This is a genomic window from Synechococcus sp. RC10B2 (assembly GCF_047502635.1).
On sequence record NZ_JANSHO010000022.1, the window covers coordinates 1 to 20,972 of the forward strand.

The 20,972-nt window shown below is 59.6% G+C and carries 24 protein-coding genes; 12 read left to right on the forward strand and 12 right to left on the reverse strand.

The features are described from left to right. Positions 1–48: 48 nt before the first annotated feature. Genes trpD through purN form a run of 3 tightly spaced genes read right to left on the reverse strand, consistent with a single transcriptional unit; the run spans position 49 to position 2,593 of the window. Positions 49–1,080 (reverse strand): anthranilate phosphoribosyltransferase, encoded by a 1,032-nt coding sequence (gene trpD, locus NW855_RS03645; protein ID WP_011429527.1) that lies wholly within the window; start codon positions 1,078–1,080, stop codon positions 49–51. 29 nt (positions 1,081–1,109) lie between these two features. Beyond that, complete coding sequence (locus NW855_RS03650) at positions 1,110–1,904, reverse strand: PIN domain-containing protein (RefSeq protein WP_099812399.1); 795 nt, start codon at positions 1,902–1,904, stop codon at positions 1,110–1,112. A gap of 26 nt (positions 1,905–1,930) precedes the next feature. Next, entirely contained in the window at positions 1,931–2,593 is a 663-nt protein-coding gene (gene purN, locus NW855_RS03655) for a phosphoribosylglycinamide formyltransferase (RefSeq protein ID WP_011429529.1), read from the reverse strand. A 459-nt stretch (positions 2,594–3,052) separates the two neighbouring features. Between purN and NW855_RS03660 the strand changes: the two genes are divergently transcribed. The 4 genes from NW855_RS03660 (at position 3,053) to NW855_RS03675 (ending at position 5,672) form a co-directional block, all read left to right on the forward strand. After that, positions 3,053–3,523 (forward strand): hypothetical protein, encoded by a 471-nt coding sequence (locus NW855_RS03660; RefSeq protein ID WP_011429530.1) that lies wholly within the window; start codon positions 3,053–3,055, stop codon positions 3,521–3,523. A gap of 16 nt (positions 3,524–3,539) precedes the next feature. Then, positions 3,540–4,118: a leucyl/phenylalanyl-tRNA--protein transferase gene (aat, locus tag NW855_RS03665; RefSeq protein WP_011429531.1), complete on the forward strand. Its 579-nt coding sequence runs from the start codon at positions 3,540–3,542 to the stop codon at positions 4,116–4,118. 91 nt (positions 4,119–4,209) lie between these two features. Beyond that, on the forward strand, positions 4,210–4,392 hold the full coding sequence (locus NW855_RS03670) for a DUF3285 domain-containing protein (RefSeq protein WP_011429532.1): 183 nt from the start codon (positions 4,210–4,212) through the stop codon (positions 4,390–4,392). A gap of 146 nt (positions 4,393–4,538) precedes the next feature. Continuing rightward, the gene (locus tag NW855_RS03675) at positions 4,539–5,672 is read left to right on the forward strand and encodes a histidine kinase (protein ID WP_011429533.1); all 1,134 of its coding nucleotides are present in this window, start codon (positions 4,539–4,541) and stop codon (positions 5,670–5,672) included. Here NW855_RS03675 and NW855_RS03680 read toward each other — a convergent pair. The 6 genes from NW855_RS03680 to NW855_RS03705 form a co-directional block, all read right to left on the reverse strand. Then, complete coding sequence (locus NW855_RS03680) at positions 5,638–6,138, reverse strand: fasciclin domain-containing protein (protein ID WP_099812398.1); 501 nt, start codon at positions 6,136–6,138, stop codon at positions 5,638–5,640. The genes NW855_RS03675 and NW855_RS03680 overlap by 35 nt on opposite strands. Positions 6,139–6,272: 134 nt before the next feature. Then, complete coding sequence (locus tag NW855_RS03685; protein ID WP_414508357.1) at positions 6,273–7,583, reverse strand: CO2 hydration protein; 1,311 nt, start codon at positions 7,581–7,583, stop codon at positions 6,273–6,275. A 45-nt stretch (positions 7,584–7,628) separates the two neighbouring features. Continuing rightward, a complete protein-coding gene (locus NW855_RS03690) occupies positions 7,629–9,158 on the reverse strand; it encodes an NADH-quinone oxidoreductase subunit M (RefSeq protein ID WP_414508358.1) in 1,530 nt (509 codons plus the stop codon). A 40-nt stretch (positions 9,159–9,198) separates the two neighbouring features. Next, on the reverse strand, positions 9,199–11,034 hold the full coding sequence (locus NW855_RS03695) for an NAD(P)H-quinone oxidoreductase subunit F (RefSeq protein WP_414508359.1): 1,836 nt from the start codon (positions 11,032–11,034) through the stop codon (positions 9,199–9,201). Positions 11,035–11,403: 369 nt separating this feature from the next. Then, on the reverse strand, positions 11,404–11,511 hold the full coding sequence (psbM, locus tag NW855_RS03700) for a photosystem II reaction center protein PsbM (RefSeq protein ID WP_011429539.1): 108 nt from the start codon (positions 11,509–11,511) through the stop codon (positions 11,404–11,406). An 80-nt stretch (positions 11,512–11,591) separates the two neighbouring features. Further along, a complete protein-coding gene (locus tag NW855_RS03705) occupies positions 11,592–11,888 on the reverse strand; it encodes a 2Fe-2S iron-sulfur cluster-binding protein (RefSeq protein WP_011429540.1) in 297 nt (98 codons plus the stop codon). Between the two features lie 362 nt (positions 11,889–12,250). Here NW855_RS03705 and psbB point away from each other — a divergent pair, with 362 nt between their 5' ends. The 3 genes from psbB to NW855_RS03720 all read left to right on the forward strand — a co-directional run bounded on the left by psbB (position 12,251) and on the right by NW855_RS03720 (position 14,800). Beyond that, positions 12,251–13,783: a photosystem II chlorophyll-binding protein CP47 gene (gene psbB / locus NW855_RS03710; RefSeq protein ID WP_099812394.1), complete on the forward strand. Its 1,533-nt coding sequence runs from the start codon at positions 12,251–12,253 to the stop codon at positions 13,781–13,783. Positions 13,784–13,896: 113 nt separating this feature from the next. Next, positions 13,897–13,995: a photosystem II reaction center protein T gene (locus NW855_RS03715; protein ID WP_011429542.1), complete on the forward strand. Its 99-nt coding sequence runs from the start codon at positions 13,897–13,899 to the stop codon at positions 13,993–13,995. Positions 13,996–14,392: 397 nt separating this feature from the next. Beyond that, complete coding sequence (locus NW855_RS03720) at positions 14,393–14,800, forward strand: response regulator (protein ID WP_414402599.1); 408 nt, start codon at positions 14,393–14,395, stop codon at positions 14,798–14,800. On the opposite strand, the gene purQ is transcribed toward NW855_RS03720, so the two are convergent. Further along, a complete protein-coding gene (gene purQ, locus NW855_RS03725) occupies positions 14,797–15,474 on the reverse strand; it encodes a phosphoribosylformylglycinamidine synthase subunit PurQ (RefSeq protein WP_414508360.1) in 678 nt (225 codons plus the stop codon). The two genes, NW855_RS03720 and purQ, sit on opposite strands and share 4 nt — an antisense overlap. A gap of 65 nt (positions 15,475–15,539) precedes the next feature. Further along, positions 15,540–15,797, reverse strand: a complete 258-nt coding sequence (gene purS / locus NW855_RS03730) for a phosphoribosylformylglycinamidine synthase subunit PurS (protein WP_414409780.1) — start codon at positions 15,795–15,797, stop codon at positions 15,540–15,542. 59 nt (positions 15,798–15,856) lie between these two features. Between purS and NW855_RS03735 the strand changes: the two genes are divergently transcribed. Both NW855_RS03735 and NW855_RS03740 read left to right on the forward strand, forming a co-directional pair. Then, a complete protein-coding gene (locus NW855_RS03735; protein ID WP_414402601.1) occupies positions 15,857–16,630 on the forward strand; it encodes an ABC transporter permease in 774 nt (257 codons plus the stop codon). 46 nt (positions 16,631–16,676) lie between these two features. Then, a complete protein-coding gene (locus NW855_RS03740) occupies positions 16,677–17,405 on the forward strand; it encodes a 2-phosphosulfolactate phosphatase family protein (protein WP_414402602.1) in 729 nt (242 codons plus the stop codon). Here the strand turns inward: NW855_RS03740 and NW855_RS03745 are convergent. Further along, the gene (locus NW855_RS03745; protein ID WP_414508361.1) at positions 17,402–17,686 is read right to left on the reverse strand and encodes a hypothetical protein; all 285 of its coding nucleotides are present in this window, start codon (positions 17,684–17,686) and stop codon (positions 17,402–17,404) included. The two genes, NW855_RS03740 and NW855_RS03745, sit on opposite strands and share 4 nt — an antisense overlap. A 214-nt stretch (positions 17,687–17,900) precedes the next feature. Between NW855_RS03745 and argC the strand changes: the two genes are divergently transcribed. The 3 genes from argC to NW855_RS03760 form a co-directional block, all read left to right on the forward strand. Beyond that, positions 17,901–19,007: an N-acetyl-gamma-glutamyl-phosphate reductase gene (gene argC, locus NW855_RS03750; RefSeq protein WP_414508362.1), complete on the forward strand. Its 1,107-nt coding sequence runs from the start codon at positions 17,901–17,903 to the stop codon at positions 19,005–19,007. Positions 19,008–19,045: 38 nt separating this feature from the next. After that, entirely contained in the window at positions 19,046–20,476 is a 1,431-nt protein-coding gene (locus tag NW855_RS03755; RefSeq protein ID WP_414346850.1) for a hypothetical protein, read from the forward strand. Positions 20,477–20,706: 230 nt separating this feature from the next. Continuing rightward, positions 20,707–20,972: tocopherol cyclase family protein (locus tag NW855_RS03760; protein WP_414508363.1), on the forward strand; the 266-nt coding region annotated here is incomplete at its 3' end.

Here is a 20,972-nt window from a genome sequence, read left to right on the forward strand (position 1 = left end):
TCACTGGGAAGCCCGCACTCTATGCGTCAGCATGAGTGCGGGAGTACGTCACGAAGCCAGAAAATTGACCAGCTTTTGCAGGCGATCCCAGGCAGCGCCGCTGGCAAGGATCTCCCGCGCTTGGGCAATTCCGGATCCCCAATCGGGAACGGCTCCGGCCACCTGCAGGGCCAAAGCGGCATTGAGGGCCACCACATCCCGCTGGGCAGGCGCTCCGGATCCTTGGAGAACTTGGGCGAGGATGGCGGCATTTTCCGCCAAGTTCCCCCCCTGGAGGGCCTGGACAGGTGCGGGCGTAAGATCGTAATCTCGCGGGTTCAAAACTTCTGTTCGTACCAGCCCACCGGAAAGGATGCCCAGATCGGTGGGCTGATCCAACCCGGCCTCGTCCAGACCTTCGCGGCTGTGCAACACCACGGCCCTTTCCCGCCCCAACAGACGCAAGGCCTCGGCCATCACCGGCACCAGCTCCGGGGCATAAACCCCGATCACCTGGCGGTTGGGATAGAGGGGATTGACCAGGGGCCCCAAGAGATTAAAGACAGTGCGAACTTTAAGGGCGCGGCGGTAGGGGATCACCGCCCGCATGGCCGGGTGCCAGTGGGGGGCAAAGAGAAAGGTGATGCCCACTTCCGCCACCGCCGCCCGCACTTGCTCTGGCTCAGCGCTCAGGTTCACCCCCAACGCCTCCAGCACGTCCGCCGAGCCAACCTTGCCAGAAGCAGAGCGGTTGCCGTGCTTCACGACTGGGATCCCGGCAGCGCTGACCACGAAGGCCACGGCAGTGGAAATGTTAAACGTGCCGGCCCCATCTCCCCCGGTGCCGCAAGTATCCACCAACAGGGGCAGATCCAGGGGGGATCCCAGGGAAGCTCGCTGCAGCACCCGCGCCATGCCGGCCAGTTCACTGGCGCTGACCCCCTTGGCTTGCAGGGCCGCCAAAATCGCTCCCGACACCACATCCGGCACTTGGTTGTGCAGCCAGCCGTTCATCAACTGTTCGGCTTGGGCTTCGCTCAGAGATTGCCGCTCCAGCAACTGTCCCAAAAGCTGGGGCCAAAGGTCAGCCGTTTCCGTCATGGGGCGGGATCCGGGTTTTCAGCAAGCCCTCATCCTAGCATAGGTCTGCGGGGGCTCTTTCGGCCAAAGCGGCTAGAGATCGCGCAGCCAAGGGTCCGAGACAGGGGCAGCCGCCGCCAGATCCCTTCGCTCCCCGTGGGATCCAACAAACGCCAGGCCAGCAACCCTGCTGCCGAGAAGAAAGCCAAAGCCAGCAGCAGCGCCAGGGAGTTTTGCACGCTTTTCCAGGCGAATCCAACCTGAGATCTCCGTTGAACAGGTCGGGAGCCCTTTTGAGCGGGGGAGGGTGGTTTTGCAGAAGTTGGGGAGGGGGGCAACGGAGCAGCGGGAATGGGAGGCCCTGGCAGCCGCTTCCAAGCCATAGCCACAGCCTGGGGGCGCTGGCGCATCCACCGGTTGAGCTCGGCCAGAGAGATGGCACAGAGGTTGGCAAGGCCCAGCCCCTGCACTCGCTCGACCAAGGGTCGGTCGTTGCTCACCACCACCACCAGGGATCCCGGCTGCTGTTGGGCCAGGGCATAGGCACACTCGGCAATGGCCTGCTCTAGGCGGACTCGCAGCGACTGCTCGCCGGCGTTGACTTCACCCACCAGGGCGCGGGCTTCTGAGACGGCAAATCCCAAACGGGGCCAGTGGCGCAAGAAGGCGCGCGCTGTCGATTCTTCTTGGGGGTCGATGGCCTGTCGGGTTAGGCGTTCTAGCTCCGCCATCACCGCCTGGGGCAGCACACACACCCCAAAACGGGCCCATTCCTGCCACAGAGCCGGGCGACCGGCCAGGATCGCAGAGCTGTCGAAAACGAGCAACGGCGAGATTTCGGCCATAGGGGGCGCCAGCGGCGGGCTCACCCTCAATTGTGCAGCTTCTCCGAGAACTTGGGGAGGCGGGATCCCTCGGCCAAACAGAGGCGGATGGCCAGCGGGTAGAGGCGGTGTTCCTGGGCCTGGATGCGCCGGTAAAGGGATTCCACCGTATCTTCCGGCAAAACCGGTACGGCTGCTTGCGCCACAATGGGGCCGCTATCCATTTCCAACGTGACCCGGTGGACGGTGCAGCCGGTGATTTTCACGCCGTACTCCAGCGCCTGCTCCACCGCCCGCAGGCCCTTGAAGCTGGGCAAGAGGCTGGGGTGGAGGTTTAAAACCCGCTCCGGATAGGCAGACAGCAACACTTGGGTCACCAAACGCATCCAGCCGGCCATGATCACCCACTCCACCTGATACTCCTGGAGCACTTGCAAGATGGCCGCGTCCAGCGCCTCCCGGCTGGCATAGTGCCGATGGTTGAGCAGAATACAAGGGATCCCTCTTCGCCGCGCCCGCTGCCGCACGTAGGCGTCTGGATTGTTGGTGATCACGACGGCAATTTGCGCCCGTAGCTCGCCAGCATCGATGGCTTGGGCGATGGCCTCGAAGTTGCTGCCGTTGCCGGAAGCCAAGATGCCCAGGATCCCCGGCTGGGGAGGAGCCGGGATCTCGCCGGGGTCTGGCCAGAGGAGGTTAGGCAAGTCCATACGAAAAACTCGAGGGAGAGTCCGCAGCCCCGCTATTTTAGACCCAGCCGGATTTGGCTGCGACCTGCTCTTGTCGGAGAGAGAGTCCAAAAACTAGGCTGCCACTGATGCTATCCAGCCTGTCCAGCACCGCTCAAACCCTGGGCAAGGAGCTGAAAGCGCTGAACTGAATTGTGCAAAAGCACGAGGTGCTGATCGCAGAAACTGATGCTGGCTCCCCGAGGAGCTCTGGCTCGCTTTGACAGGCGCAGCGGTGCTATCGAGCTCCGCCCGGCTTAGCTGCAGGAGGAAACGGGAGAGATACGCCAAGAAATGCTGCGGATGTGGCAAGGGATCTGCAATTGGTGGCGGGATTTTCTGGAGTTTCTGCAAAGATAGGCCAAGCCAATTCCAGGAACTGGGCCTGGATCTTTCGCGGGCTGGTCTAAATTGGGAAAGCATTGACCTTGGTGTGAGAGCATGGCTCCCTTGAGAAAGCGACAGCGGCGATTTTGGCTTTTTGGCCTGATCGTCCTTCTGGTCGGATTGATGGGATCCCTGACGCAAGCGCAGCAAAGCCTCACCCAGGCCCAGTTGGAGCAGGCCCAATACGTGCGCAGTTGCGGCACTTGCCATGTGGCGCTGCCCGCTCAGGTGTTGCCCACCGAAACCTGGCGACGGCTGCTACAGGATCCCAACCACTACGGCCAGCAGATCCAGCCCCTGACCGGCGTGGCTTTACAACTGGCTTGGGGCTATTTGCGGCCTAATTCCCGTCCCCTGCGCCAAGGGGAACCGGTGCCCTATCGCCTGGCCGAGTCTCGCTACTTCCGCGCTTTGCACCCGCAAGTAGACTTTCCCAACCCAGTGCGGGTGAGCGGCTGTGTGGATTGTCACCCCAAGGTCGATGCGGGAGACTTTGCCAGCCTCTCGCCGGAATGGCAATCTTGAGAGGCGCAGAGACAGCATGCAGGTAGATATAGGCGCTATTCTGACCGGATATGCCCAGGGCTACTTCCTCATGGCGGACGAAGAAACCGGATCCCTGGCCTGGTATGGCACCGAGCAGCACGCGCTGATCCCTTTGGACGAGCGGTTTCACTGTCCCCGTTCGCTGCGGCCTTTGGTGCGCGGCAGTTGCTTTCAGGTGCGGATCAACGGCGCTTTTGAGCAAGTGGTGGAGGGCTGTGCCGCTCGCCCCCAAACTTGGATTAGCTCGGAATTAAAGCAGATCTACCTTGCCCTGCACCAAGCGGGGTTTGCCCACAGCTTTGAAACCTGGCAGGGAGACACCCTAGCAGGCGGGATCCTGGGCATTGCTTTGGGGGCGGCCTTTATCGGCGAATCGATGTTTTACCGCATTCCCAACGCTTCGAAGGTGGCGCTGGTCAAGCTGGTGGAACACCTGCGGGAGCGGGGCTTTCGCCTTTTTGACGCCCAGTTGATGAACCCGCACCTGGCTCGCTTTGGGGCTTTTCTCATGGACGGACGGGATTACCAGGAGCTGTTGCAGCAGTGCCTGCGGATCCCTTGCCGGTTTGACTGAGCCAGCGCCCTGGGGGGCAGGGGGTATTTATCAAGAGGGGTGGATTGGGCTAGGTTAAAGGTAGTGTTCAGCTTTTGTTCCGGCCATCCCGATGTCGCAGCCCTCTCCTGTCAGCTCCACCCCTGTTGAGAAGGGATCCTCGCCTCAGGTGAGCTATACCCGCCTGGCCATGCGCAACATGGTGCGTAAAGGCAAAACCTCCCTCCTGCACTTCACTCTGACAACAGCGGGGTTGCTGGCAGTGTTGGTAGGGCTGGCGTATCTGTTTCACTGAGTTTCACTGCCTTTGATGTTCCCTCCTAAACTTTTCCCAAAGTTAAGTGTTAGGAAGGTAAAGGACGGGCAGCGAGGGAGCCGGGTTTCGTTGGCGGCAACCTCTGCTGCTGCAGACCTCATCTTTGGCCCTTGGGACTTTTGCCTATGCAAACTTCGCTAGATCGCACCTCCACCCGTTCTGGCATTCGCCTGCTGTTGTTTGCTCAGGGTCGAGCCAATATCGAGGAACTGGCGGAGCAATTGCGTCGGCACATCCAGGGGCTGCCGGGCCAGCATCCTGCCCATCTGAAGGTGGTACCGCTGGAGGAGCACCCCTACCTAGCAGAGCACTACAAGTTGGTGGTGACGCCAGCCTTGGTGAAAGCAGAACCCCTGCCGGCTCAGGTCTTGGCGGGCGAAGATCTGGCGACGCAGTTGGAAGTGTGGTGGCCCCGCTGGCAGGGTCAGGCGGCTTTGGTTTCCTACCAGGAAGAGGCGGGTCAAGATCCTGCTCCTCCCCCGACCACCGAGGCGTTGTTGCAAATGTCGGAAGAGGTGTTTTCGCTGCGCCAGGAGCGCGCCCAACTGCGGGAGCAGTTGGACTTCAAAGACCGCGTTCTGGCCATGCTGGTGCACGATTTGCGCAGCCCCCTGACGGCTACAGCCCTGGCGGTCGAAACCCTACAGCAAGGGCGAGAAGGATCCCTGGACAAGGCGGTGGAGCGGCAGTTGTTCGAGCATGCCCGCCAGCAATTGCGCAAGATGGACAGCATGATCACCGATATTCTCGAGTCGGCCCGTGGCAGTGCCTCGGAGCTGCGGATTCGAGCCGTGGAAACTCAGTTGGCCAGCCTATGCCAGCCAGTGATCGAGGAGCTACTGCCTCGCATCCAAGCCAAGCAATTGCAGTTTCAAGCCGATATTCCGGTGGATCTGCCCACAGTTCACGTGGATCCCGACAAGATCCGCCAGGTTATTTTCAACCTGTTGGACAATGCCATCAAGTACACTCCCGCCGGGGGATCCATCCGCCTCAACATCCTCCACCGCACCAGCCAAAAGGTACAGGTGACCGTCAGCGACACCGGCCCTGGGATCCCGGAAGCCGAGCAAGAGAACATCTTCTCCGATGCGGTGCGCCTATCCCGCGACCAACAGCAGGAAGGCTATGGCATTGGCCTTTCCCTTTGCCGTCGCATCGTGCGCGCCCACTATGGCCAGATTTGGGTGGAATCGATCCTGGGCAAGGGCAGCAGTTTTCATTTCACCTTGCCGGTGTATCGACTCTGCGGTCGCTAGCCAAGCTTTGGCCCTCGCTTTTCCCTGTTTCTCCCGAGAGCATGATCGGCCAGAACCAGTGGGGGCGCATCAGGATCACGGTGTCGATGACGTGAATGATGCCGTTGTCCGCCTCGATATCCGCCTGGATAACGGTGGCATTGTTCACCTCAAACACGTCCCCCTCGATAAACAAATCGATGGGGGATCCCTCTACCGAGCCTACACGCTGGTACTTGGCCAAATCCGCCTTTTTCAGGCGACCGGGCACCACGTGGTAACACAAAATGCGAGTCAATTGGGGGATGTTTTGCACTAGGGTGGTGATGGTGCCGGGGGGCAACTTGGCAAAAGCCGCATCGGTGGGCGCAAAAACAGTGAAAGGGCCAGGGCCTTTCAAAGTATCCACCAAGTTTGCCGCCTTCACGGCTGTAACCAAGGTGGAAAAACCCTCAGCAGAAACTGCAATATCGACAATATCAGGCATGGCCAAGATCCTTGTTTTGCTGAAGTGGGAATAAAGGTCTGGACGGCAGGTTCAGAAGAGCAGTTGGGTCCAAGCAGGATCGGGAAAAGGGAAAGCCAAAACCGACCACCTGAAATCGGCGTAATTGTCCTCAACTAGCGGTAGTTTTGATCCTGAATATAGGAGAGGCGGGCTGCCTCGCGGATGCCGTATTCCGGTCGGGTGAAGCGATTGAGCTGTCCCTCAAAATAACGGCGGTTCATCATCAAATGCCGCGGGTTGGGATCGTCCAGAGGATACAAGAAAGCGGCTCTCCCCGCCTGGATCACGGCTGAAGTAACGTTGTACATGGAGCGCTGGAAGCTGATCCCAAGCTGGATCAGCATGTCGTCTTCACCACGGCAATGCTTGCGGTAATACTCCACCAAATACTGGGGCAAAAAGTGGTACATATCCTGGTGCAAAAGGGTCGGCGGGATCCCGGCACTGCCCACCGGAAACTTATCGGCGTAGAGAACCCCGTAGTGGAAATCCAATTGGTTGGTGGGAACTTCGTTGGCTTGGGCGTTGTAGGACTTGGTGCCGCGGAAGGGAGAGGTGCGATAAAACACCGCTTCCACATAGGGGAAAGCCGCCTCGTATAGCCAAGTGAATCCTTTGGATTTGGGCACAATGTCGTACCACTCTCCTCGAATGCGCACCCGGTGATAAATGGGCCGCCCGGCAACGGCGAAGATCCCGTTAACCAAAAAGTTCATCGCCTCCGGCACGCTGGTGATTTTGCCCTCGTCGTAGAGATCGCTCATCTCAAAAAAGACGGGGGCCATCACCTCCCAAAACAGGCCCAGCAACGAATACATGGTGGCCTGGCGGCAGAGTTCCAGAAACATGTCTGGAAAGAGCTTGTACAGGCCGGTCAAAAGGGGGTTGCCCTGGCAGTAGGCGCGGATGGCGCGGTCGGCATTTTGCTTGTATTCTTCCGAATCCATATAGGGATCCAGCAGGCCTCCCATATCCCGGTGCCAGAGCATGGCCCGCATACATTCTTCGGCAAATTCCATGTTGATGCGGTCATGCCAAAGGTGATGCAAAATCCGCGGCAGCTTGCGCTTGAGCTCCCCTTTTTCCATGAACTCCAGCAGTTCCGGGTGGGCCGTAGCGGGGCCGCGCCAAATGCGCAAATCGGCATTATCCCCCGCGTAGTGGTTGGCCAGCTTCAAATATTCTTCGGGAATGATGAACTTAAAAAAGGGCAAGGGATCCACAAACACCTGCTCGGCAATGTAGAGCAGATCGCGCCAGTAAAAGTCCATCGGCACCGCATAGGCTTTGTAGAGGCCGATAATTTGCATCAGGTTTTCCGGCGTATCCGGCAGCATCGATCCCCCTGCCTCGAGGCGATGCACCACCTCGGCAAAGGGATGGGTGGAAGGGGGGAGCTTGGGCGTAACCAGGGTCGTCGTCATGGAAAAAGTCTCCAACTCTTCACTGCCTTCGGCTAGGGGAGAAAGTCATGAGCTTGCGTTGTCCATCAGGGATCCCTGCAGCAAACTGGAGGGAGAAGAATGTTCGGCTTCCGCGATGACAAGCGTCTGGGCTTGAGCCACCTGGGTGGATAGAGTAAAGGCCAAGGTTTGGGGCCATTTCACCAGGTTCATGGGCTGGATCCCAAACCAGACGATCAAGGCAGTTAAAAGAAAGCCCGGGATCCGCTCCCAACCTTGCACCCGGGGGTAGTAGGCGGTGCGGTTGTCCAATTTGCCGAAGCAGGTGCGGTTGAGCAAAATCACAAAATACACCGCCGTCAAGCCGGTGCCGCAGATGCTGAGCAACGTGGGCAACGGAAAATCTTGGTAGCTGCCCTGGAAGATCAAAAACTCGGCCACAAAGCCCACCAAGCCCGGGATCCCGGCGCTGGCCATGCCGCCCAAGATCAACAGGGCGCTCACGGTGGGCAGGCCGCGCAGAGGATTGAGCAGGCCGTTGAGCACGTTCAGATCCCGCGTTCCCACCTTGCGCTCCACCAGGCCCACCAGATCAAACAGCAGCGCCAGAATCAGGCCGTGGGAGACCATCTGCACCATCGCCCCCGTCAGGCTAATCGGCGTGGCCGCCGCCATACCCAGCAGGATGTAGCCCATATGGCCGATGGAGCTGTAGGCCACCATGCGCTTGATGTCTTTTTGGGCGATGGCCGCCAAAGCCCCCGACAGCACAGCAATAGCCCCCCACCAGGCCAGCAGCCCACTCAGATCGGCCCAAGCCTGGGGAAACACCTGCAGCCCAAAGCGAAACAGACCATAGGTGCCCAACTTGGAGAGCACCCCTCCCAGCAGCACCGCCACCGGCGGGGAAGACTCGCCGTAGGCGTCGGGCAGCCAGGTGTGGAAGGGCACCAGCGGCATCTTGATGCCAAAGGCCACAATCAAAGCCAACAGGGCCAGGGTTTGGGCAGCGGGGCCCAGGGAGCTGATGCGAATCTCGGCCAGCTCAAAAGTATGGGGATCCCCCAGCCAGTAGACGGCCAGAAACGCCCCCAACAGGAAGACGGCGGAAACAGCGGTGTAGATCAAAAACTTGATGGCGGCATAATCCCGCTTGGGGCTGCCCCAGATGGAAATGAGCAAGTAGATCGGGATCAGCACCAGCTCGTAAAAGAGGAAAAACAACAGCAGGTTCTGGGCGGCAAAAGCCCCGTTGACCGACCCACTCATCAGCAGAATGCAGCCGTAAAAGAGATTGGGCCGCTTGGTCTCCGGCTCAGCCGTCAAAATGGCGATGAGAGTGAGCAGCCCGTTCAGGGCCACCATCAACAAAGCCAGCCCGTCCAAGCCCAGGGAGTAGCTCAGCCCGATTTGCGGGATCCAATCCCACCGCTGCTCCCACTGAAAGCCGGTCGCCTGCACGTCGAAGCGGGTAAACAGAAATAGCGAGATGGCCAACGGGATCCCGGCCAAGACCACCGCCAGCTTGCGCCCTCCCAAGCCCAGGAACAGCAGCAGGGATCCCAAAATCGGCAACACAATCAAGGCACTCAGCATGGTCTTTTCCCTCTTTCTTAAGGACTCCGTCCCCCTCTGCCTAGAGAATTAGCCAGCCCAGCAGGGCCACCCCCACCACAATCGTCAGCACATAGGCCTGCAACTGGCCGGAGGTGGTGTATTTCAAAACCTGACCTCCTGCCAGCACAACTAAGCTGGTCAAATTCACCACGCCGTCCACCACGTAGCGGTCAAAGAGGGCCGTAACCTCAGAAATGATGCGCACCACAAACACCACGCTGGCGCGGTAGAGCTTGGGGGTGTAGAAGTCGTTGGCCAGCAGATCCTGCCAGTCGGCCAAGAAAGCCCAGTCCACTGGCCGCCGCCCCCGCGGCAGGTACAGCCAGGCTCCCAACGCGATGCCCGCCAAGCTGGATCCGGCCATCACCGCAATCGGGATCCCCTGCAGAGCCGGCAAGAGATCCAAGGCCGCCAGAATCATCGGCACATGCAGCGTCACCCCCATCATGGCCGTGCTGGGCAACATCATCGGCCAGTGCACCTCTGGGGAGCGCTCGCTCATCTGCTGCGGCTTGCCTCCCCAAACCAGGCCGAATACCCGCGTCAGCCCCAGCGCCGTTACCGCGTTGGTGACCAGCACCACTGCCGCCCACAGCCCCTGCCCCGATTGCGCCAACTGCTGCCACAGATCCGTCAGCACCCAGAAGGAGCCGAAAGGCGGCAGGGCCACCATGCCGGCCATCCCCGTCAAAAAGCACAGGCCGGAAATGGGCCGCCGCGACCACAAGCCCCCCAGATAGCGCAGATCCTGGGTAATGCTGTTCCAGATCACCATGCCCAGCGCCATCACCAGCAAGGCCATCGCCGGCGCATAGGTGAGCAGCAGTTGGTAGGCCTGTTGCGTGTGTCCTGTGCCCACCGCTACAAAGATCAAGCCCATGTAGGCGCTCACCAGGTAGGACAAGGCCCGCTTGGCATCAATTTGGGCCAGGGCCACCAGGGATCCCCCCACTGCCGTCAGCCCCCCGATCACCAGCATCAGCCGCAACACCGTTGGGGAAAGAGCATAGAGCGGCTGCAGGCGGATCAACACCCAGGCCCCTGTGCCCACCACCACGGCGTTGCGCAAGATTGTGGCAGGGATCGGCCCCTCCATCGCCTCATCCAGCCACAGATGCAGAGGGAACTGGGCACACTTGCCCACAGGGCCGGCCAGCAACCCCAGCCCCACCAAGGCGATCAAGTTCGGATCCACAGAGATAGCTCCTGCTTGCACCGACTTTGCCCAAGCCGTCAAGTCCTCAAACTCCCAGGATCCCGTCAGGGGATAAATGGCAATAACCCCCATCAAGAGCAAGAGGTCGCCGATGCGCTTGGTTAAGAAAGCATCTCGCGCCCCGGTGACCACCAGCGGCTGGTTATACCAAAAGCCCACCAATAGGTAGGTGCCCAGAGTCAAAATCTCCAGGATGACGTAGCTGAAAAACAAAGAGTCGCACAGAGCCAGAGCGCACATCCCCCCCTCAAACAGGCCCAGCAGCGAGAAGAACCGCGCCCAGCCCCAGTCCATTTCCATGTAGCCAAAGCCGTAGATCTGGGCCGCCAGGTTTAGCCCCGTCACCACGGCGCAGGCCCCCAGCGTTAGCGATGAAACCTGCAGCGGCAGCTCCAACACCAGATCCCCTACCTGCAGCCAGGGCAGCCGAATCACCTGCGCCGGCTGATCCCAAATCGCCACCAGCGCCCCCACACTGTGCAAGAACGCCACCAAGGTCAGCAGCGCATTTAGATAGCCCGCCGGTCGGGGGCCGGTGCGCCGGGTGATCCCAGGGGACCAAATCAACGCCCCCAGCCACGCCACTAGCGCATAGAGGGGAATTAACCACGCGGTTCTGACCAGCCCGTCCAAACTCATAATCCTCCTTACGGCCAGGAATCCCGCCTGACCCCATCGCCTACTGAGATCCTGTAAAAAATCTTAAGAGGCATCCTAGTGGCAAACTAGGATAGATAAAAATCAAGTTTTCCGATGAAGGCTATAGATTTCTAGCTAGGGAAGCGGAAACCTTCTCGCAGGCAACACAGACAGGCAGGAACCGTTGCCGGAGGGCTCCAGGTGGAGAGGGCCTCGGCCAAGGGACAGCTTGGCGCAAAAAACAGCTTGGCGCAAAAAGTAGAGGGATCCCCTTTTCCAGCGGGGATCCCCGTCGAGCTTTGGATGTCATCGTCGACTGTGAGCCTTGGTTCCTCAGCAGGAGGTAAGACTTGCCTTCATGGGCCTAGGTCAGCTCTCCGACTTGCTGGAAGTCTGCACGTACAAGATCACCAGGAAGATCGAGGGCACCAGAATAACCAAAATGGTGGCCAAAAGGCCCAGGTAGTTCGTCTCCATAGCTGCACACGCCGCAAACCCAACTGGCAGCTAGCATACCATTCTCAGGTACGCCTTGCCCAAAAGCGGCCAAGCCGGCTCTAGGGTTTCGTCTTCACCGCAACATCCCCCAATACCTTCGTCTGGCAGGCGAGACGATAGGTATCGGGCTTGCGCTTGAGCTTGCGGTTTTCCGCCTCGGTGCGGGGAGAGAGGTTCTCGGCTCCCTCGACGATCTCCACCACACAGGTGCCACACTGGCCGTTGCCGCCGCAGTTGAGCAGCTTGGCCATCATCTTGTAGAGGTCGATCTGGTTCTCCAGCGCCTTCAAGCGCAGGTTAGCGCCTTCCGCGACGACGATCTCTCTATTCTCGTTGACAAAGCGAATCGTTGCCATAATCTCGCCCGAAACCACGACACCTTTCAGATTGAGCCAGGAAAGCTCCAGGGTTTGCTAAGTATTGTTACACTTTAAATCATATTTTTAATCTTTGGCGAGAGATCTGGGAAGATGATGGCAGATAAGAGGGCATCCCGCCTGAAGCCGCTCAGGTCAGTTGCGTTTCGTTATACTGTTTGATGCCTGTGATGAAAATTCTGAGAGCGATGTCCTCACTGGGTGCGCTCTTGGGTTAGGTGGGTGCGGCACCCCTCGACACTGAAGAGACTGCTTAGGTAAGGATCCCAGGTGAAGATGTCGGCTTCAGTTTTTTGACTGGATATCGCGCAAGTGTTGGAGAACGTGGAGGATCGAGCTTTATGGGACTACCGTGGTACCGGGTCCACACCGTTGTATTAAATGACCCAGGTCGCCTGATCGCGGTACACCTGATGCACACTGCGCTGGTGGCAGGTTGGGCCGGATCGATGGCGCTGTATGAAACGGCTATTTTCGATCCATCGGATCCTGTCCTGAATCCGATGTGGCGTCAGGGCATGTTCGTCATGCCATTCATGGTGCGTCTGGGGGTGGTCAACTCCTGGGGCGGCTGGAATATCTACGGCGAGAGCGTGGCCAATCCCGGCTTCTGGACGTTTGAAGGGGTAGCCACTGCTCACATTGTTTTGTCTGGCTTGCTCTTTTTGGCCGCCTGCTGGCACTGGGTGTACTGGGATCTGGAGCTGTTCCGGGATCCCCGTACCGGCGAGCCGGCTTTGGACTTGCCGAAGATTTTTGGGATCCACCTGCTCTTGGCCGGGATCCTTTGTTTCGGCTTTGGGGCTTTTCACCTGACGGGGGTGTTTGGCCCAGGGATGTGGGTCAGCGACCCCTACGCGACGACAGGGCATGTGCAGCCGGTGGCGCCGGAGTGGGGGCCGGCAGGGTTTAACCCCTACAACGCTGGCGGGGTGGTGGCCCACCACATTGCCGCGGGCATCGTGGGCATCATTGCCGGCCTGTTTCACATTACAGTACGCCCACCCCAACGCCTCTACAAGGCTCTGCGCATGGGGAACATTGAGAGCGTGCTCTCCAGCTCGATTGCGGCCGTGTTTTTTGCCGGCTTTGTGGTGGCCGGGACGATGTGGTACGGCAGTGCCACCACTCCTGTGGAGCTGTTTGGCCCCACCCGCTACCAATGGGATTCCGGCTACTTCAACCAGGAAATTAACCGGCGCGTCAATGCCGCTATGGAGGCCGGGATGACCCGCAGCGAGGCCTACAATTCTCTCCCCAAGTCGCTGCTCTTCTACGATTACGTGGGTAACAGCCCGGCCAAGGGTGGTTTGTTCCGGGCTGGTCCGATGAACAAGGGAGACGGTATTGCTATCGAGTGGCTGGGCTACCCCGTCTTCCGGGACCGTGAAGGTCGGGAGCTGACGGTGCAACGCATGCCCAACTTCTTCGAGACGTTCCCCGTCATCCTGCGGGACGCCGATGGCGTGGTGCGGGCGGACATTCCCTTCCGGCGCGCCGAGTCACGCTACAGCTTTGAGCAGGTGGGCGTGACGGTGGAGTTCTACGGCGGCAAGCTGGACGGTCAGGTGTTCACTGACCCGCCAACGGTTAAAAAGTATGCCCGTATGGCTCAGTTGGGCCAGCTCTTCGAGTTCGACCGCGAAACGCCTAAGGCCGACGGCACTTTCCACACCAGCCCCCGCGGTTGGTTTACCTTCGCCCACGCGGTCTTTGCGCTGCTGTTCTTCTTCGGGCACATCTGGCACGGCGCCCGTACTCTCTTCCGGGATGTGTTCGCCGGTATTGACCCGAACATGAGCGAGGAAATGGTGGAATTCGGCGTCTTCCAGAAAGTGGGGGATCCCACCACGCGCAAGGTGCAAGAAGCGTAAGGCTTTCTCGCGGGATGACCGCCGGCACTCTGTTTCTCTGGGGAGAGGGGGTGCTGGCGGCTTTGAGCTAATCTGGAATCAAGCCCCCTTAGGATTCTGATTTGGAGGTTGGTATGGAAGCCATCACCTACACCTTTATTCTGTTTTTGACGCTGGGCCTTCTGTTTTTTGCCGTCGCCTTTCGCGAAACTCCTAGGATTCAGAAGAAGTAACCTGCGCCAGGGGCTGCTGTTGTCGGCTTGCTGAGAGTGTTGAGTGGGTTGAGGCGGCCAAAAGAGACGGCAGTTGTACCCCGTACAAGGCCGGAAAAATCCCCGGCCTTGTTTTTGTTTTGTTTTCAGAGGGCGCTCGGTTCCAGGCTGGTAGAGTATCCCCCAGGCAACCCAGCAAAGCTGTTTTCAAAACGGTAGCTGTCCTCTCCTGCTGGCAGAGGGGGTAGCTACTGGCGCTACTTTATTGAGCTTTATTGAGATTTGTTATCAGTATTTTGGAGGGGGAGCTCTTGTCCCACTGCTCGAATGGGATGGCTAGAATTGCTTCGGGATGGTTTCCAGAACTACGGGGATTGCTGCGGCTCGAGTTCGCAACCAAGTCAACTTCAGGTTAGCGATGGCAACAGTGCTGCTGGTGGAAGACGATCCAATTAACGCCCGCGTTTTCGACAAAGTGTTGCGGCGGCGAGGCGGGTTTGAGGTCTTTCACAGCCAGGATGTGGAGCAGATTCTGCAGCTGGCCCAAGCCCGTGAAGTAGACGTCATTTTGCTAGATGTCTCCCTCTCCCAGAGCACCTTTCGCGGCGAGGCAGTGGACGGGATCCGCATTGCCCAGCTGCTTAAGGGGGATCCCCGCACCAGCTCCATTCCCATCCTCTTGGTAACGGCCCACGCCATGCGGGGCGACCGGGAGACTTTTTTGGCCCAGAGTGGGGCCGATGGCTACATTGCCAAGCCAGTCGTGGATCACGAGGAGATGGTGAACCAAGTGCGCCAGGTGTTGGCTCAGGCTCAGCAGGGCTAACTGGACAGGCTTTGCACAATCGACTGCCAAAAAGGGATCCCATTCTGGCCTGGCAAATCGGGGTCGGCAGCGCGTTCTGGGTGAGGCATCAAGCCGAGAATGCGACCGCTGGGATCGCAAATGCCGGCGATGTTATCCACCGAGCCGTTGGGGGCAACGGGATCGTAGCGGAAGACAATCTGACCCCCATCTTGCAGCTGCTTCAGGGTGTCGGCCTCGCAGACGTAGCGTCCTTCTCCATGGGCAATCGGCAGGGTTACAAGGGCGGACGGGGGGTAGGCGCTTGTCCAGGGCAGATCTGGCCGCTCCACGCGGATCCTCACTCGGTCGCAGATAAAGTGCAGATTAGCGTTGCGCAGCAGCGCCCCTGGCAGCAAGCCCGCCTCTGTCAGGATCTGGAAGCCATTGCAAATGCCCAAGACATAGCCCCCCCGGGCTACGTGCTCGGCTAGAGACCCCATTACCGGCGCAAAACGGGCCAACGCGCCCGCCCGCAGGTAATCTCCGTAGCTGAATCCCCCCGGCAGCACCACCACATCCAGCCCTGACAAATCGGTTTCCCGGTGCCAGATGAGTCGCGTCGGACAGCCTAAGAGGCCGCGGGTTACCCAGGCTACGTCGCGGTCACAATTGGAGCCAGGAAAAACAACAATGCCAAACCTTACCTTGGCCATGGGGATCCCTTGGGGCGAAGGCAAAAGCGGTGAGGGCTGGAGCGAGAGAGCTTCTTGGTGAGAGATCAGCCCTCTAGAGGCTCCACTTGGATTTGATAGGTCTCGATTACTGGATTGGCCAGCAGTTGCTCGCACAGCTTGCTCACCTGCTCTCGGGCAGTTTCGGCGTCAGGGGCCTCTAGCTGCAGCTGGATGTGTTTGCCAATGCGCACTCCCTGCACCTGGGTATGCCCTAGCTGATGCAGGCTAGCCTGGAGAGCAGCCCCGGCAGGATCCAGTACCGAGGGGCGCAGGTGGATCTGAATCTGAGCCTGGAACTGCATAGAATGAAGCTGGGCTTCTACAAGTGTATAGCCGGTTGTCGCTCGCTTGAGGCCAGCCTATGGATGCAGGGCGCGTCGTGGCCATTGCCCAGAATGTTTTTCGGGAAACCATTCGGGATCGCGTTCTTTATCTGGTGATGGTGTTTGCGGTGGCCATGCTGGGGGCCATCGTTTTGATTCCCCAGGTAGCCAACCAGGCCCACAACAAGATCATTGCCGATTTGGGTCTGGCCGCCATCCACTTCCTGTTGCTGGTGGTGGCCATTTTCGTCGGCACGGGGCTGGTAAATAAAGAGATCGAGAGGCGCACGGTCTACGTGCTGATTGCCAAACCCATGAGCCGGGCGGAGTTTATTGTCGGCAAGCATCTGGGCCTGTCGGCTTTGCTGTCGGTGCTGCTAGCAATGATGACGGCTGTCTTTTTGCTCAGCCTGCGGGTGGTGCAGGCCCCCATTTCCCCCTGGGCCGTTCTCTGGGCAACAGTTTTTACCTTTTTGGAACTGGTGCTGATTGTGGCAGCAGCGCTGCTGTTTGGGGTTTTTACCTCCCCGATTTTGGCTACCCTCTACACCATTGCCCTGTTCATTATGGGCCACACGAGCCGTGCCCTGCTGCAGTTAAGCAAGCTAGTGGAAGACACAGGCTTCGGCAAGGTGTTCGAGGTAATCTACTTAGTCTTGCCAGATCTGGAGCGCTTTAACCTAAGAGATGCTGCCGTTTACGGCCAAATTCCTCCGCCCACCCAGCTCCTTGGCGACGCGCTTTACGGTCTGATCTACACCGTTTTGCTGCTCATTTTGACGGTGCTGGTGTTTGCCCGGCGTGAGTTCTAATAAGCTCTCGTGGGGCTCTAGTTGAACCTTTTTTGCTCCCTCTCTCATGCAACTTTTCCACTTCCACACCCCTGAGCAAGTCCCTCCGGCAGGGATCCCAGCCTGCGCAGTGGCCATTGATGTGCTGCGGGCCACCACCACCATTGCCACAGCCCTGGCCGCAGGGGCAGAGGCCGTGCAGGTGTTTGCCGATTTACAACCCTTGCAAACGACCAGCCAGAGCTGGCCGGCCTCCAAACGGCTCTTAGCTGGGGAGCGAGGCGGCAAAACAGTGGCGGGCTTTGACCTAGGCAACTCCCCCCGCGAGTATACGCCGGAGCGTGTGCGGGACAAGCGCATCTTCATGAGCACCACCAACGGCACCCGCACCCTTCAGCGCTTAGAAGGGATCCCAGTGTTGATCACAGCAGCCCTGGTGAACTTGGGAGCAGTGGTGGAGTTTCTCAGGCAAGGAGCTTTTGCCGAGGTGTGGCTGGTGGGAGCTGGCTGGGAGGGGGCTTTTGCTTTGGAAGACACCGCCTGTGCCGGAGCCATTCTGCATCGCCTGGGCTGTTCGGAGGAGCAGTTGGGCAACGACGAGGCAGTGGCCGCCCTGGCCCTCTACCAAACTTGGCAAGACAATCTCCTGAGCCTGTTGCGGCGCTCCAGCCATGGGCAGCGGCTACTGGCCATTAGCCCTGAAAGCGACAGGGACCTGGCCTATTGTGCGGAGTTGGATCGGCTCTCAGTGGTGCCCCGGCAGATTCAGCCCGGCGTTTTGGCCCTCGCCGGCTAGCTGGCCTGGGGTGTCTTGTCGGCAACAGCCAAAGCCTTCTGGTGCAGCCACTCCTGCCATTCTCCCGGGATCAACTTGCTGTGAAACGCATCTCCGGAGACAAACATATCCCGCTGGTTTTGGGCCAAAACAAAAATGGAGCGGCGGTCGAAATGGGAGGTGAGCTTGTAGAGGGTGTAGGGGCCTTCGGAGTAGAGGGTTAAAGTTTCCTGATCCAGGCCGTGGCGGCTGCTTTGGCCGCGGGCTCGCAGGATCATGTTGATCAATTGTTCGTAGTACATACAACCCTTCCCGACGAGGTAGGGAACATCTCTGGGCAAGACCTCAACAGCCAAGGCGGCTGCCGAGGCTTGGGCGGCTCGCGTGAGCCCAGTATAACTCCCGGCTCAGGCAACACTGAGCCCAACAGAGCAGGTGAGTTCAACCAAGGCAGCGGCAAATGCGATAAATAGTAAGGCAAACCGTCAGTTTTGCAATTCTGCACAGGCAGCCCCCATGGCCACTACGGCGCCTCGTTCTCTTCCTCCCACCGATCCCGTCCGCGTCGCCATCGTCGGGGCCTCCGGCTATGGAGGGGTGCAGTTGGTGCGGCTGCTCAGCGAGCATCCCGGCGTGCACATCACCTACCTGGCCGGTCAAGACAGCGCCGGCAAACGCTACGGGGATCTCTATCCTCACTTGGCCCAGGCGGTGGATTTGACCATCCAGCCTGTGGATGTGGAGGCCATTGCTGCTAGCAGCGACGTTGTCTTTTTGTCTCTGCCCAACGGCCTGGCGGCAGACCTGGCGCCGCCTTTGCTGGCCAAAGGGTGCAAAGTTCTCGATCTCTCAGCAGACTACCGCTTTCGCAACCTGGCCACCTACCAATCCTGGTATCGCTTGGGGCAGACGGATCCCAACTGGCCCAGCCCTGCCTATCGCCAGGCCAACGAGCAAGCGGTCTACGGGCTGCCAGAACTCTACCGGGAGGCCATTGCCCAAGCCCAACTGGTAGCCTGCCCCGGCTGCTACCCCACGGCCTCCCTGTTGGCGGTTGCCCCCCTGCTGCGGCAGGGGTTGGTGGAGCTGGACAGCCTTATTTTCGATGCCAAGTCCGGCGTCTCTGGCGCGGGCCGCACCCCCAAGCTGGGATCCCTATTTGCCGAGGTAGATGGCTCTCTGGGGGCCTATGGCGTGGCCCAACACCGGCACACACCCGAGATCGAGCAGGCCTGCAGTGACCTCACCCACACTCCCATCACTGTACAATTTACGCCCCACCTCGTGCCGATGGTGCGGGGTATCCACGTCACCTTGTACGCCAACCTGCGGGATCCCGGCCTTGTGGGCGAAGATCTCATCACCATTTACAACGCCTTCTATCGCCAATCCCCCTGGGTCAAGGTGCTGCCCCGCGGCGTTTACCCGCAAACCAAGTGGGTTGCCGGCACCAACACCTGCATGATTGGGGTGGAAGTGGATACCCGCACCAACCGAGTCATTGTCCTGTCGGTAATCGACAACCTCATGAAGGGACAGGCCGGGCAGGCGGTGCAATGCCTCAACCTAATGATGGGGTGGCCGGAAACCTTGGGCTTACCGCAGCTTGCCTTTTACCCCTAGCTATAATGCCGGTAATGCCCCTGAGGCCAAGTTTGCCCATGCCTGAGTTCTTCTCCCCCAATCTCGATCCCAACGCTGCCCCACCTGCCGCGCCGGCGAACTCTCCACCTTCTAGGGCCGGGGATCTGAACTGGGAGGAGCTGTGGCGGCAACTGGAGGCGGGCTGGCAGGAGCTGCCCCGACGCTCCGAAGAAACAGTGCAGCAGACCCTAGCTCGTTGGCAACTGGAGTGGGGCGGCCTGTGCCGCGAGGCGCGAGATCGGCTGCAGGCAACTCTAGACAAAGCCAGAGCCACAACCTCTCCAGAGCCCCTCCGGCGAGAGCTGCAAGCGCTTTTGCCTCTGCTCAACCCCTGCCAATGGGAGGTGGTCATCGGCTCTCTGGAACGGGCCGCCGACCGAGCCTGGGTGGCCAGCCTGCTGTATCACAGCCTGCAGGAGCCACCACACCCCGAAGCAGCCACCAACGGCATCCCTGCCTGGGCGGGGGCCTTGACCTCTGAGCAGCGCTCTACCTTGGAGGCGATGAGCCTGCGGGCCTATGGCAACAGCCGCCTACCTTTGGTGATGGACAAAAGCGGCGAGATCCAAGTGGAAGCCTCAGCCGCCCTCTTGGCCGCCCTTATTGCTGTCGAGATCGGCAGCGTGGGATCCGCAGGCGCCCTCTCTTTGCTGGGCACACCGGAGCTGCGCAAGCTCTTGAATGCCGAGGGCAAGCTGCGGCGCAGCGTCTTAAAACAGGGGCGAACTGCCCTCACAGAAGAGGAATGGCAAACTCTGCGCCAGTGGCTTGATCCCAAGGGATCCCCCCCCGACTGGTACCTCTCCCTCACCCAAGTGGGGATCCAAACCACCCAAGTGGGGGACTATCTGGCGCGGCGGCTGCGGGAGTTTTTCCAGAGCGAGTGGATCAAGCTGGCGATCCCGCCCCTGTACCACTTGGTTATCGACGCCGTGCGGCTGTTGACGGGAGAAGTGTTTCTCAGCGTGGGCACAACCCTAGAATCGGCTTTGGAGTCGGCAGAGGCGGGGCGACGCCTGGAGTTGCTGCTGCAAGCTTTGCCCCAGGCCCGGCACATTCCCAGTCCCGAGCGCATCCAAGCCGCTCTTCCCGCCGTTGTGGAGGCTGCTGAGACAACCCTCAGGCCGCTCTTGGCGCGCCAGTTGATGACGGTGGCCGACATCTTCGACCCGCCCATTCGCAACGAAAGCCTCAACGAATTGGGGCGGCAACTCAACCTCTGGAATCCCTTGCAGTTTTTGCTCACCTGGGGTACGTCTGGCTGGCTGGGCGCTCTGCTAGATGAGATCAAAAAATTGCAGCAAACCTACCCGGAAATGCCCTTGTGGGAGAGCTATCGGCAAGGGGTTGAGACGGCAGTGCAAGCGCCTCGAGTGATGGATCAGGCGGAAGCCTTGCGCCTTACCGCCAAGAGCTTGGATCCCAAGATAGAACCGTCGGACGACTAACCTAGCGCAGGCGTACCCTACCCCCTCAGCCGAAGTGCCCCCATCTGCGGGCGTATTCAGCATCGCATAGGGCACAAACTTAAGGCCGAAAAGTCCCAAAAAGTTGGACTTAAAATCTCAGCTTGGTTGATATCCTAAAAGCAGACAGACATAGAAACAATACAATTACTCTTTTGGTAGCTATAGACTTTTTTCTATCTTCTGGCGATTCTCGAGGGAGTTGCTCTCCGGTGGCAGAGTGCTTTAAGCAAAACGGCTCAACGGACTGGGGATCCCTGCCCCATGGCGGCTATCACTGGGATGGCTGTGCCGAGCCGTTTTTCGAGGGCTGGTATAGCCGGGTAACGTTGCCCGGGGATCCGCCCCTCAGCTTTGCCTTCATGTACGCCATCGACCCCAGGCGGGGAGGCATGGCGCAGGTGTTGGGGCCAGACGAGGAGCTGCATTGGCGCACCTTCCCCAATCCACAGCGCTTCTGGGCCAGTTGGCGGCACCT